Annotated in this window: 7 protein-coding genes and 1 riboswitch; of the genes, 3 read left to right on the top strand and 4 right to left on the bottom strand. The window is 66.4% G+C overall.

Annotated features, from left to right (window positions below; genetic code table 11):
• Nucleotides 1–68: 68 nt before the first annotated feature.
• Nucleotides 69–1,466: a short-chain fatty acyl-CoA regulator family protein gene (locus MP11Mi_RS01290; protein ID WP_420040522.1), complete on the bottom strand. Its 1,398-nt coding sequence runs from the start codon at nt 1,464–1,466 to the stop codon at nt 69–71.
• Nucleotides 1,467–1,585: 119 nt separating this feature from the next.
• Between MP11Mi_RS01290 and prpD the strand changes: the two genes are divergently transcribed.
• From prpD to MP11Mi_RS01275, 3 genes are read left to right on the top strand one after another with little or no spacing between them, the layout of a single operon-like run.
• Nucleotides 1,586–3,088 (top strand): 2-methylcitrate dehydratase PrpD, encoded by a 1,503-nt coding sequence (prpD, locus tag MP11Mi_RS01285; protein WP_420040521.1) that lies wholly within the window; start codon nt 1,586–1,588, stop codon nt 3,086–3,088.
• Nucleotides 3,088–4,029 (top strand): methylisocitrate lyase, encoded by a 942-nt coding sequence (gene prpB, locus MP11Mi_RS01280; protein WP_420040520.1) that lies wholly within the window; start codon nt 3,088–3,090, stop codon nt 4,027–4,029. Before prpD ends, prpB begins: the two co-directional genes overlap by 1 nt.
• A 4-nt stretch (nt 4,030–4,033) precedes the next feature.
• Nucleotides 4,034–5,158 carry a bifunctional 2-methylcitrate synthase/citrate synthase gene (locus MP11Mi_RS01275; RefSeq protein ID WP_420040519.1) on the top strand — a complete coding sequence of 375 codons (1,125 nt, stop codon included), beginning with the start codon at nt 4,034–4,036 and terminating at the stop codon, nt 5,156–5,158.
• A 124-nt stretch (nt 5,159–5,282) separates the two neighbouring features.
• Here MP11Mi_RS01275 and metE read toward each other — a convergent pair whose 3' ends face one another.
• The 3 genes from metE to MP11Mi_RS01260 all read right to left on the bottom strand — a co-directional run bounded on the left by metE (nt 5,283) and on the right by MP11Mi_RS01260 (nt 13,290).
• Nucleotides 5,283–7,580, bottom strand: a complete 2,298-nt coding sequence (metE, locus tag MP11Mi_RS01270) for a 5-methyltetrahydropteroyltriglutamate--homocysteine S-methyltransferase (RefSeq protein WP_420040518.1) — start codon at nt 7,578–7,580, stop codon at nt 5,283–5,285.
• A gap of 137 nt (nt 7,581–7,717) precedes the next feature.
• Nucleotides 7,718–7,933, bottom strand: a riboswitch (cobalamin riboswitch).
• Nucleotides 7,934–7,975: 42 nt separating this feature from the next.
• Nucleotides 7,976–9,529 (bottom strand): sodium/proline symporter PutP, encoded by a 1,554-nt coding sequence (putP, locus tag MP11Mi_RS01265; RefSeq protein ID WP_420040517.1) that lies wholly within the window; start codon nt 9,527–9,529, stop codon nt 7,976–7,978.
• 197 nt (nt 9,530–9,726) lie between these two features.
• Nucleotides 9,727–13,290: a bifunctional proline dehydrogenase/L-glutamate gamma-semialdehyde dehydrogenase gene (locus MP11Mi_RS01260; RefSeq protein WP_420040516.1), complete on the bottom strand. Its 3,564-nt coding sequence runs from the start codon at nt 13,288–13,290 to the stop codon at nt 9,727–9,729.
• Between the last annotated feature and the right edge of the window lie 77 nt (nt 13,291–13,367).

Raw genomic sequence — 13,367 nt, 5'->3', positions numbered from 1 at the left:
GGCGAGCACGCGCTCAACGCCTTCGGCGTGGTCGTCGGGTCGACTCGGTTGTGGGTCTTGTTCGCTGCTCACGCAGGCCGGTACGGGACTGAGTCGCTGACGAGCTCGTCGATGTGGATGCCGTGCCCGAGCATTGGGAACGCGCGCTGCGGGCAGGCCGGGCGATCACACACTTTGCAACCGCCGCCGATGGGGACGACGGTTCGCGGATCGGCGAGGTCGATGCCCGTCGTGTAAACGAGTTCGTCGGCATGCGCCAGATCGCAGCCGAGGCCGATCGCGAACTCGGCGGCCGTCGACAGATGGCTCGGCGTGGACGCGTCGGTGGTGCGCGCCAGCCAGAAGTACTTGCGTCCGTCTGGCATCTCGGAGACCTGCGTACGGATGCGGCCCGGTGTCGAGAACGCGTCGTGGACCACCCACAGCGGACAGTTTCCGCCGACGCGAGAAAAATGGAACGCCGTCGCCGATTGCCGCTTCGAGATGTTTCCGGCCCGGTCGACCCGGACGAAGATGAACGGGATCCCGCGATCGCCTGGACGCTGCAGCGTCGACAGCCGATGGCAGACCGTCTCGAACCCTACTTCGAACCGTCGGGCGAGAAGCCCGATGTCGTAGCGGAGTTCGCGTGCCGCCGCTGCGAACCGACCGTATGGGAGCACGAGGGCTCCGGCGAAATAGCTCGCCAAGCCGACCCGAAGTACGGCTCGGGATCCTTCGGCCACGGACGATGCAGCGATCAGTGCGTCGATCTGCTCGCGTTGGGACAACAGCGCCAACTGCGTGGCCAATGCGAAGGCGCGTTGCCCGGCCGCTAGATGCCGGGCCAGCGTGACCGTCGACGACTCCGGATCGAATCGGCGCCGCGCCGTCGACGCGTCCGTCGACGACCCGATCACGACGCGTATCCCGTAGAATTCGTTGAGGTGCTCCGCTAACTGCAGGTCCAGTCCGCCGACCGTGAACCCTGCGTCGACGAACAGTCGTTCGGCGGCCGAATCCAGTTCGGCGACGTGATTGCGGCGATCGTAGAAGTAGTCGCGGACCTGCTCGAACGGGGTGACCGGGATGTCGGGGACCACAGTGTCGGCCGATCGATGGTCTTCGAGCGCCGTGGTCGCCGCGCTGAGTCTGCGATGCAGAGCGACCAGCGTCCGACCCACCGACGGCATCCGCGCGACCAACTCGGTGACCTCGGCTCGATCGGCCGGCTCGCCGTGTGCGAGGAGCGCGTCCGCAACGTCCGCGGACAGGCGGGCGTCGCCGGAATCGGCGAAGAAGTCGGCGGGCAGATCGAACGTCGACGTGAGATTCAACAGCACCGCCACCGTGATCGGACGCTGGTCGTTCTCCAACTGATTCACATACGTGGTCGACAGGTCGACGCGTCGCGCGAGAGCGGCCTGGGAGATGCCGAGGTCGGCGCGCAGTCGGCGCAGTCGTGCGCCGACGAAAGTCTTCGCCATGAAGGCAACTCTACGTCACCGCGGGTACGCAACATACGCAAATACTATTGAATAGATCCGCACAAATACGCACCTGCCAGGTCTTTTATTGACACCGCCACCGTGCGTACGGTGCAAACATGATCAGTCATGAAGTACGTACACGACGCAGCGCCGAGGACTTCCCAATTCACGAGCACCTGGCCTACAAGATTGCCCAAGTCGCGGTCGATCCGGTCGAGGTACCCGCCGACACCGCCGAGATGATCGTCAATCGAATCATCGACAACGCCGCCGTGAGCGCCGCTTCCGTGGCTCGTCGACCCGTCACGAGCGCGCGCCGTCAAGCGCAGAGCCGCCCGCTGGCAGGCGGTTCCACCGTATTCGGCATCGACGGCGAGTATGCACCCGAATGGGCTGCGTGGGCCAACGGGGTGGCCGTCCGCGAACTCGACTTCCACGACACCTTCCTCGCCGCCGAGTACTCGCATCCAGGCGACAACATTCCTCCGCTCGTCGCAGTAGCCCAGCGCACCGGCGCCCGTGGCGACGACCTGATCCGCGGACTCGCCACCGCATATGAGATTCAGATCGACCTGGTCCGCGGTATGTGCCTGCACGAGCACAAGATCGATCACGTCGCACACCTCGGACCCTCGGTCGCGGCAGGCATCGGCACCATGCTCGGTCTCGACGTCGACACCATTTACCAGGCAGTCGGCCAGGCGCTGCACCTGACCACCGCGACCCGCCAGTCGCGCAAGGGTCTCATCTCCAGTTGGAAGGCGTACGCGCCTGCTCACGCAGGCAAGATCGCTGTCGAAGCCGTCGATCGTGCGATGCGCGGCGAAGGCGCCCCCGCGCCCATCTGGGAAGGTGAGGACGGTGTGATCGCGTGGCTCCTCGGCGGCCCCGACACGCGCTACACGATTCCGCTTCCCGGCCCCGGTGAGCCCAAGCGTTCGATCTGCGACAGCTACACGAAAGAACATTCGGCCGAGTATCAGAGTCAGGCGCCTATCGACCTGGCTCGCCGGATGCGCGACAGGATCGGCGACCTCGACCAGGTCGCGTCGATCGTCCTGCACACCAGCCACCACACGCACTTCGTGATCGGCACCGGTTCGAACGATCCGCAGAAGTTCGATCCGACTGCCAGTCGCGAGACGCTCGACCACTCGGTCATGTACATCTTCGCCGTGGCGCTGCAGGACGGCGACTGGGACCACGAGCGCTCGTACGTGCCCGCCCGCGCCGCGCGTCCCGACACCGTCGAGCTCTGGAACAAGATCTCCACCGTCGAAGACCCAGAGTGGACGCGCCGATACCACTCGAGCGACCCGAACGAGAAGGCATTCGGCGCCCGCGCAGTCGTCACCCTCAAGAGCGGTGAAGTCATCGAAGACGAGCTCGCCGTCGCAGACGCCCACCCACTAGGCGCTCGGCCGTTCGCGCGCGAGCAGTACCTCGCGAAGTTCGCACGCATGGCCGACGGCGTCGTCGACCCCGCCGAGCAGGCACGTTTCACCGCCGCAGCCATCGGGCTCGACTCGCTGGCCTCGGCGGGGCTCGGCGGACTCAACGTCCGCGTCCTCGACGCGACCCTCGCCTCGGCCCCCACGACCGGCGAAGGCATCCTCTGATGGCGGACCAGACTGCATCGGCGGCCCAGACCGGTGGCCTCTTCAGTTCCGGCGTGAGCGACGCCGACAAGCGGGCCACACTGCGCAGTGCCCTCGACTCGGGCGAGCTGCAGCGGTGGCCGGGCGCGTTCAGCCCGCTCGTCGCGAAGATCGTCGCCGACGCGGGCTTCGAAGGCGTCTACGTCTCCGGCGCCGCCCTCGCCGCCGACCTCGGGCTGCCCGACATCGGGCTGACGACTCTCACCGAAGTCGCGACGCGCGGCGGGTCCATCGCCCGCGCTACCGACCTGCCGACGCTGATCGACGCCGACACCGGGTTCGGCGAATCCATGAGTGCCGCCCGCACCATCACCACGCTCGAGGATGCAGGTCTGGCCGGCTGCCACTTGGAAGACCAGGTGAATCCGAAGCGGTGCGGCCACCTCGACGGCAAGGAAGTGGTCCCCGTCGACGACATGCTGCGCCGCATCGCCGCCGCGGTTGGCGCCCGCCGCGACCCGAATTTCATCATCTGCGCGCGCACCGACGCCCGCGGCGTCGAAGGGCTCGACGCGGCGATCGACCGGGCAAAAGCCTACGTCGACGCGGGCGCCGACCTCATCTTCACCGAGGCGCTCGCCGACGCACGAGAGTTCGAGACCTTCGGTAAAGCGGTCGACGCGCCGCTGCTCGCCAACATGACCGAGTTCGGCAAATCAGAGCTGCTCACCACCGATACGCTCCGCGATCTCGGTGTCAATGTGGTGATCTACCCAGTCACCACATTGCGGCTGGCGATGGGCGCCGTCGAATCCGGTCTGGCCGCCATCGCCGAGACGGGCACACAGGCCGGAACGCTCGACGCGATGCAGCACCGGTCCCGGCTATACGAATTCCTCCGATACTCCGACTACAACGCCTTCGACCAGAACCTCTTCACCTACACCCGACCAGGGAAGTGACCCCATGAGTACAGAAGCCACCCCGACGATCTACAAGGGTCTCGCGGGCGTCGTCGTCGACACGACCGCCGTCTCCAAAGTGGTGCCCGAGACCAACTCGCTGACCTACCGCGGCTACGCAGTGCAGGAACTGGCCGCAAACTGTTCGTTCGAGCAGGTCGCCTACCTCCTCTGGTACGGAGAATTGCCAACCGACGCGCAGTTGGCGCAATTCACCCAGCGTGAGCGGGCGAGCCGTCGCCTCGACAGGTCTGCGCGGGCGGTCCTCGTGCGTACGCCGGACACATGTCACCCGATGGACGTGGTTCGCACGATGATCAGCTATCTGGGTACCGAGGATCCGGACGAGGACTCCACCGACCCGGCGACGCTGATGGCCAAGGCACAGCGGATGTTCGCGATTTTGCCGACCATCGTCGCCGCCGACCTGAGGCGACGTCGCGGTCTCGATCCGATCGAGCCGCATCACGCGCTCGGCTACGCCGAGAACTTCCTGACCATGTGCTTCGGCGAAATCCCGGATCCGGTTGTCGTCCGTGCCTTCGAGAAGTCGATGATCCTGTACGCCGAGCACAGCTTCAACGCGTCGACCTTCTCGGCGCGTGTGGTCACGTCCACCGGATCGGACATGTACAGCGCGGTCACCGCAGCGATCGGCGCACTCAAAGGCTCGCTGCACGGTGGTGCGAACGAAGCCGTCATGTACGACATGATCGAGATCGACACCGCCGACCGCGCCCGATCATGGCTGGCGGCGAAACTCGCCGCCAAAGAGAAGGTGATGGGCTTCGGTCACCGCGTCTACAAAAACGGTGACTCCCGAGTCCCCACCATGTACGACGCACTTGTCGAAGTGTCCGAGCACCTCGGGCGCGACAAGTGGCTGCGCATCTACACCGAACTCGAAGACGAGATGTCTTCGCGCACAGGAATTTTGCCGAACCTCGACTTTCCGACGGGCCCGGCCTACCACCTGATGGGCTTCGACATCGGTGCGTTCACTCCGATTTTCGTGATGAGTCGGATCACCGGCTGGACCGCACACATCATGGAGCAGGCCGCGTCCAACGCGCTGATCCGTCCGCTGTCCGCGTACAACGGCCCGCAGCAGCGCCGCGTCCCCGCGTAAGGGGCGGGCCGTCTACATCATGTGACGCAGGCACCGGTGCGTCCGCGACGGTGACCTGAGATTCCCCGCTCAGCTCCAACACCGGTCGTGGAGCCGGTGCCGGTACCGAGCGGGGAATCTGTGGTCAACGCACGGCGTGCGCGGCGGTGACCATGTTGGTCAGCGCCTCGGCGACCTCGTCGGTCGTCCGGGTCTTGAGACCGCAATCCGGGTTCACCCACAGGCGGTCCGCCGGAACGGCGGCGAGCGCCTCACGCAACGATGCGGTGACCTCGGCTGCGGCGGGCACGCGCGGCGAGTGGATGTCGTAGACACCCGGACCCACCTGGTTGGCGAAACCGATTCCGTTGAGATCGGCGAGGACCTCCATGTGCGAGCGTGCTGCCTCGATCGACGTTACATCGGCGTCGAGGTCGGCGATCGCACCGATGACCTCGCCGAACTCCGAATAGCACAGGTGCGTGTGGATCTGGGTGGCGTCGGCGACACCGGCCGTCGACAGGCGGAACGCGGTGACGGCCCACGCCAGGTACGCCTCACGATCGGCCGCACGCAACGGCAACAGTTCGCGGAGCGCGGGCTCGTCGACCTGAATGATCGCTGCACCCGACCGCTCGAGGTCGACGGTCTCGTCGCGGATCGCGAACGCCACCTGATTCGCAGTGTCGGCGAGCGGCTGGTCGTCGCGCACGAACGACCACGCGAGGATCGTCACCGGACCGGTGAGCATGCCCTTGACCGGTTTGGCCGTCAACGACTGGGCGTATGCGATCCACTCGACGGTCATCGGGGCCGAACGGACCACGTCGCCGAAGAGGATCGGCGGCCGCACACAACGCGAACCATACGACTGGACCCAACCGTTAGCGGTCGCGAAGAAGCCGTCGAGCTGCTCCGCGAAGTACTGGACCATGTCGTTGCGCTCGGGTTCGCCGTGCACGAGGACGTCGAGCCCGACCTTCTCCTGAAGCGCGACGACGTCGGCGATCTCGGCCCGCATGCGCCGCGTGTATTCGGCCTCGTCGATGGCTCCGGTGCGCAACGCCTGACGGGCCTTGCGGATGTCCGTGGTCTGCGGGTATGAGCCGATCGTCGTGGTCGCGAGCGCAGGTAGATTCAGCGCCGCGTCTTGAACAGTGCGCCGCGTGGCCGAATCCGGGCGCGTCCAATCGGCCGACGACAGCGCGGCCAGACGGTTGCGGACCGAGTCGATGTACAGACGAGGATCGCCCGCACGACTCGCCAAGGCCGCGGACGCGGCGTCGAACGCCTCGGACTCGCCGTCGCGACCGTTCGCGTACCCGCGAGCGAGGGCGACGACCTCATCGTGCTTCTCGCTCGCGAACGCCAGCCAGCCGCGGAGCACCTCGTCGAGACCGTCCTCGCCCGCCAGGGTGTACGGCACATGCACAGTGGAGCACGACGTAGAGACGGCCAGCGAGCCGACCGATCCGCGCAGCGATTCGAGTGTGGCGAGTGCGGCGTCGAGGTCGGTGCGCCACACATTGCGCCCGTCGACGACACCGGCGACAACGACCTTGTCGCCGAGCCCGGCCGCAACGACGCTCTCTGGCCCGCCGGCGACGAGGTCGACGCCAACGGCCTCCACATCGGTTGCGGCCAGCGCGGCGAGGGACTCGCGGGCATCACCGAAGTACGTCTGAACCAGGATCGCCGGACGCACCGCCACCGCTGACAACGTCGCATACACCTTCCCGGCGCGGCCCGGAAGGTCGTCGGCGGCATCGGTCACCAGGATCGGCTCGTCGATCTGAACCCACTGCGCTCCGGCCTCTGCGAGCCGTCCCAAGAGATCGGCGTATAGGGCGACGACCTCGTTCAGACGCGTCAACGGCGCGTCCGCACCGTCGACGGCCTTCGACAGTGCGAGGAACGTGATCGGGCCGATGACCACCGGCCGTCCCACGACACCGTCGGCCGATGCTTCGGCCAGTTCGGCGAGAACCTTCGTCGCATCGAGCGCGAACGATGTGTCCGGGCCGATCTCGGGGACGATGTAGTGGTAGTTCGTGTCAAACCACTTCGTCATCTCCAATGGCGCGACGCTGTCGGCGCCGTCGTGCGCAGGTCCACCGCGCGCGGCGGCGAAGTAGCGGTCCAGCCGATCGCTGATCGCCGCGGTGCGCGGCGGTAGCGCGCCGAGCATCACCGCGGTGTCGAGGACCTGGTCGTAATAGGAGAACGTGTTGATCGGCACCGAATCGATGCCTGCTGCGACGAGAGCGCGTCGGCTTTCCCGTCGCAGATCTGCGGCGACGGTTTCGAGTGCGGTGCGGTCGGACCGTCCCGCCCAATAGCCTTCGACGGCGCGTTTGAGTTCCCTGTTCGCGCCGATTCGGGCGGTACCGGGGACGGTCGCGGTGAACGGTGGTGCGGTTTGTGTCGTCGTGTCGACGGACATGTGTGCTTCTTCTCCTGCAAACAGTGTTGACGACCGTCGCCCGACAGGAGATGCGTTCGGGCCCGGGTACGAGGAATGCTCGAACCCGGGGACCGGAGTCATCGCCTGATCCACGAGGCGGACAGCCACCGAGCGCGGCGCGCCCGGTACCACAGGCAGGTCTTCGGGCTTGTCGGCGTGCGCAGAGCGCTCCTACTGGTCGTCGCTTCCCAGACCCGGTTCACGGGTCCAGTGCATGTGACGGCGGTCGTTCCGACATACCGCTGCGGGTCAGCTCCGGAGTCTCACCGGATTCCCTCTTTCGACGCCCGGAACGACGAATCGCCGGGCGAACCTGTTGCGGGGCCGAGTCTAACGATGCGGCAGCACTTTTTACATTCGCGAGATTGCGTGCGTTAAACCCTGGCGTCGAGCGGTGTGGCCCCGTCATTGGGTCGGCCCGCGTCACCCGCCTTCGCTAACCGCTTCGCGGCGTCGAATTCGGCGTCGATCTCAGGGTTGGGCCGGTAGGTGATCAGACTGACGATGATGGTGGCGACGAAGCTGGCGGCGACGCCCGGCACGATCTCGTACATGTCGTCGCTCAACCACGACTGTCCCCACGCATACGCGACTACTGCGCCTGTCACGATGCCAACGAGCGCGCCCCATGTGGTGAGTCGGCGCCAGTACAGCGAGAGAACGATGGCCGGTCCGAACGCCGCCCCGAATCCTGCCCACGCGAACGCGACGAGGTCCAGAATGCTGTTCGACGGCGAGAGCGCCAGGACGGTAGCGATCACGGCGATCGCGAGGACGCCGAGCCGACCGAGCCGCACATAGGTGATGTCGCTGAGTTCGCGTCGGCCGGTCTTCACCGCGACCAGCTTGTACAGGTCCTCGATCAGCGCGGACGAGCAGACGATCAACTGGGACGAGATGGTCGACATGATCGCGGCGAGCACGGCGGCCAGGACGAGGCCCGCGATGAACGGGTGGAACAGGATCTGCGACAGGGCGAGGAAAACGGTTTCGGCGTCCTCAGGAGCCTCCGCCGTGTGCTTGGCGAAGTATGCGATGCCGACCAGGGCTGTGCCGACGGCGCCGAGGGCGCAAGCGAACATCCATGCGATGCCGATCCGGCGCGCGGTGCCTGCTTCGGCGGGTGAGCGCAGCGCCATGAACCGCACGATGATGTGCGGTTGCCCGAAGTACCCGAGACCCCACGCGGCCGACGAGATGATCGCGATGGCCGAACTGCCTGCGAAGAAGCTCAAATGGTCGGGGTCGACCGCGCGGACCCCGTCGATCGTCGCGCCGACGCCACCCAGGTTGATGACTCCGATGATCGGCACCGCCAGTAGTGCGACGACCACCAGAATGCCCTGCGCGACATCGGTCAGCGAAGCGCCAAGGAAGCCGCCGAACAAGGTGTACAGCATCGTCACGCCAGCGACGATCAACATGCCGACCGTGTAGTCGACACCGAAAGCGCTGTCGAAGAACTTGCCGGACGCGACCATTCCGCTTGATACGTAGAACGTGAAGAACACGAGGATGATGACGCCGCACGTGATGCGTAGGATGCGCGACGAGTCGCGCAGGCGTGTCTCGAAGAAGCTCGGGATTGTGATGGCGTCGCCAGCGATCTCGGTGTACGCGCGGAGCCGCGGCGCGGTGATCTTCCAGTTGGTCCAGGCGCCGATCAGCAGACCGATCATGATCCATGCTTCGGAGAGCCCGGACAGATACATCGCGCCGGGTAGACCCATCAGCAGCCATCCCGACATGTCGGAGGCGCCCGCGCTCAGCGCGGCGATCCACGGTTTGAGTCCGCGATCGGCAAGCATGTATCCGTCGAGGTTGTTCTTGGTCTTGCGGTAGGCGTAGTACCCGATGCCGAGCATCGCCGCGAAGTACAGGACGACGGCGAAGATCTGAAATGCTCTGCCGTCGGACGCTACTGACATCGGGGTCTCCCTTTAGTGTTGGTCGAAGACGGGGACGCGATCACTTGCCTGCCATCCGATCACACGGGCAGGGGGTATGTGATTCACATCTCGTATCTCCGGAATTCTGCCGCCTCGCATACGCGTCCCTCATGTGGATTCGAACGAATCTGTACGAACGTATTCGTTTGCATGCACGAAGCGCCACCCGCGAGGCGTCATTGGGGCATCATCAGCTCGGTCGCGAGGAGGTGGAACGGCCGGTTCGGATTCCCGAACCGGTGCAACGTCATCGACACCGCCTGCTCGTTGAGCCAGTAACGCAGCTCTACTCGCCCCGACGAGGTGACGGCGTCGTCGAGCAGGGCGACGTCCGGCCGTGCGGCGGCCGCGGCCAGGACGGACTCGGGTGCCGAGCCGACGAGCCGGATTCGCGACGCGCTGCCACCTGCGACCGAGGCGGCGAAGTCGGCGTCGGACGTCGACGCCACGGGCATATCCAGCGAGGCTGCGGAGCGCAGGACTCGCGCAGTCGGCGGACTGATGTCTGGCGCGACGCTGATGCGCACTCGTGCGCCCGACATCGTTGCGGCTGCGAGCAGTCGGACGGTCGGCGCGGGGGCCGCGTCGGCGGACACGCGCAGCACGACGTCCGTGGGCCGATAGCGGAACACGTTCGCCTCCGCTGCCAGTCCGGTCTCGTCGCGGCCGATGCCGAACTCGGTGTCCCAAGCGTGTTCGTCGTCGGCGAGTGAGCTTGCCAGCCAGGACTTTTCGGCTTCTGAAAGGCAGGATGCGACGGACTGGGCGAGCGAGGCGATCGCCGGTGTGCGCGGCGACGACGCCGCAATGTCGGATGGGGCGGCATCGGATGGGGCGGCACCGGGTGAGGCGTCTGCCCAGGAGCCCAGCAGCATCAGGTAGTTCGGTCCGCCAGCCTTCGAGCCCAGCCCGACCGACGAGCGCTTCCAGCCGCCGAACGACTGGCGACGGACGATGGCCCCGGTCATGCCGCGGTTGACGTAGACGTTGCCCGCGTCGACCTCGTCGAGCCATGTCCGAACCTCGGCGGTATCGAGCGAGTGGAGTGCGGCGGTGAGCCCGAAGTCGGTGGCGTTCTGCAGTGCGAGCGCCTCGTCGAGGTCGTCGGCGCGCATCAAACCGAGTACGGGGCCGAAGCACTCGGTGAGGTGGAAGAACGAGCCGGGTGCGACACCATCCTTGATGCCCGGCGACCAGAGGCGACCTGTCTCGTCGAGCATCCGTGGCTTCAACAGCCAGGACTCACCCGGCTCCAATGTGGTGAGCGCGCGGACGAGCTTGTCGCTGGGCTCCTCGGTCAACGGTCCGATGGTCGCCGCCAGGTCGGTCGGCCACCCGACGACCATCGACGAGGCGGCGTCGACCAACTGCCTGCGGAACCGCTTCGACGAGTATGTGCTGCCGACAAGGATGCCGAGCGATGCGGCCGAGCACTTCTGCCCGGCGTGGCCGAACGCGCTGTGTACGAGGTCGGCGATCGCCAAGTCGCGATCCGCGGACGGGGTGATCACCATGGCGTTCTTGCCGGACGTCTCCGCGTTGATTCGCAGGTCGGCCCGCCACGACGCGAACAGTGTCGCGGTGTCGGATGCGCCGGTCAAGATGACGCGGTCGACGTCCGGGTGACTGATGAGCGCGCGTCCGGCGTCGCCCTCGTCCGGAAACACCCCGTGGCAGACGTCGCGTGGAACACCTGCGTCCCACAGCGCTTCCAACACCGCCATCGAGCATCGAGGGGTCGGACCGGCGGGCTTGTGGATCACGGCCGCGCCGACCGCGAGAGCGGCGAACGTTCCGCCCGCCGGGATGGCGATGGGGAAGTTCCACGGCGGCGTCACCACGATCACGCGGTCGGGTGTGAAGTTCGCTCCGTCGATCCTGTCGAGTTCGAGCGCCCGGTGCGCGTAGTAGCGGGCGAAGTCGATGGCCTCGGAGATCTCCGGATCCGATTGCGCGACCGACTTGCCTGCCTCGGCTGCGGCGATCGACACGAGATGACCGCGACGACGCGACAGCAGTTCGGCCGCGCGGTACAGGACCGCCGCCCGCTCGGCAGCGGGTCGAGCGGACCACGCGGACGCTGCGGTGCGGGCTCGTTCGACGAGCTCGTCGACGTCGGACACGGCCAGCGTCGGCGGAACGCTCTGCGCGTCGAGCCACCCCGGCGCCGCGCTGCGGGCGATCGCCGCGCACGCCCACTTCTGGTTCGCGTGCAGTGACGGGTCGGTGTCGGCCTCGTTCGCGAACGGGGGGAGTGCGCCGGAGACCGGAAACGGCCGCTCTGCGACAGTCTCCTCAGCGGTACGGTCTTGGCGGTGATTGGGCAGCGGCGCCCTCGAACCGTGCTCGTCGATTAGACGCTGCAAACCCTGGACGGCAGTGGTGAACCGGTCGGCCTCGCGGCGGTGGACGGCGCTTCCCGGCGCGAGATCGAAGATGCCGGACATGAAGTTCTCCGAGGCGGCGTTCTCCTCGAGGCGACGCACCAGATACGAGATCGCGACGTCGAACTCAGCGGGTTTGACCGTCGGAACGTACAGCAGCAGACGTCCGACGTCTGCGCTCACCACCTCGGCCTGCTCGGTGGCCATGCCTTGCAGCATCTCGAACTCGACGCGGTCACCGACGCCTCGCGATTCGGCGAGCAGATGGGCGAACGCGATGTCGAAGAGATTGTGTCCCGCGACGCCGAGCCGAAGTCCGGCCATCCGGTCGCGCGTGCACACCCAATGCAGGACGAGTTTGTAGTTGGCGTCCGTCGCAGCCTTCGACGTGCACGTCGTCTTCGGCCAGCCCGCGATCTCGGCGTGGACGGTCTCCATCGCCAGGTTCGCACCCTTGACCAGACGTACCTTGATGCCCGCACCGCCAGCGGCCACGCGTTCGGCGCCGAACTCGGCCAATCGTTGCATCGCACCGAGGGCATCGGGCAGATAAGCCTGCAGGACGATGCCCGCCTCGTAGTCACGCAGCTCGGACATCGACAGGAGGCGAGTGAATACCGCGATCGTCAGTTCTAGATCGCGGTACTCCTCCATGTCGAGGTTGATGAACTTGCTGCCTGCAGGGGCCGCGGCGGCTTCTGCGTACATCGGAGCCAGTCGTTCGACGACATAGTCGACAGTGTCGTCGAAGGCCCACATCGAGATCTGGGACGCGATCGACGAGACTTTGATCGACACGTAGTCGACGTCGTCGCGACGCAACAGTGCCCGCGCGTCGGCGAGGTGATTATCGGCTTCGGCGTCGCCGAGGACGGCCTCGCCGAGTGGATTGACATTGAGTCGATGGTCGCCTGCGCGCAACGTCTTGACAGCTCTCGTGAACGGTTTGTCGCGTGCGTCGACGATCATGTGGCCGACCATTGCGCGCATACGTGCCCGGGCAACGGGAATCACGACCTTCGGGATCCGGCGGGAGAGCGCGGCGCCGGCACCCAGCTGCAGCCGGTCGAGCGCACCGAGTGAGTCGGGGGCGTCGGCGACGATCTCGGCGAGGGCAGTTCCTGCTGCGGTGGTGTCCTCGGTGCCGATCACGCGATCGACGAAGCCGACGGTGAAGTCCAGACCCTTCGGATCGGAGAGGACGGCGGCCAAGCGTCGTGCGGAGGCGTGGGGTCGGTCGCTTCGCGACGCGGCTGCGGTGAGCCACTCGGTGACCTGGTGCTCGGCCTGGCGTGCGAGGTCGGCGAGGTCTGTCGCGGCGGACGTGTCGTGATGGGAGTCGTGCGCGGTCGTCATGTGTGCCAGTACAGTCCGCGGACGCTCTCTGGACCTCGTGCAGTCTCACAATAATTATGCGGATCAGTTGTTCACAT

Origin of the sequence: Gordonia abscondita (assembly GCF_032711245.1) — a bacterium.
Taxonomy (GTDB): Bacteria; Actinomycetota; Actinomycetes; order Mycobacteriales; family Mycobacteriaceae; genus Gordonia.
Note: the sequence above shows the minus strand (reverse complement) of the source record. Positions and strands in the feature narration are given on the sequence as shown.

Excerpts from the sequence above, each read along its gene's own strand:
- MP11Mi_RS01290 (WP_420040522.1), bottom strand. The coding sequence starts at position 1,466 with ATGGCGAAGACTTTCGTCGGCGCACGACTGCGCCGACTGCGCGCCGAC.
- prpD (WP_420040521.1), top strand. The coding sequence starts at position 1,586 with ATGATCAGTCATGAAGTACGTACACGACGCAGCGCCGAGGACTTCCCA.
- prpB (WP_420040520.1), top strand. The coding sequence starts at position 3,088 with ATGGCGGACCAGACTGCATCGGCGGCCCAGACCGGTGGCCTCTTCAGT.
- MP11Mi_RS01275 (WP_420040519.1), top strand. The coding sequence starts at position 4,034 with ATGAGTACAGAAGCCACCCCGACGATCTACAAGGGTCTCGCGGGCGTC.
- metE (WP_420040518.1), bottom strand. The coding sequence starts at position 7,580 with ATGTCCGTCGACACGACGACACAAACCGCACCACCGTTCACCGCGACC.
- putP (WP_420040517.1), bottom strand. The coding sequence starts at position 9,529 with ATGTCAGTAGCGTCCGACGGCAGAGCATTTCAGATCTTCGCCGTCGTC.
- MP11Mi_RS01260 (WP_420040516.1), bottom strand. The coding sequence starts at position 13,290 with ATGACGACCGCGCACGACTCCCATCACGACACGTCCGCCGCGACAGAC.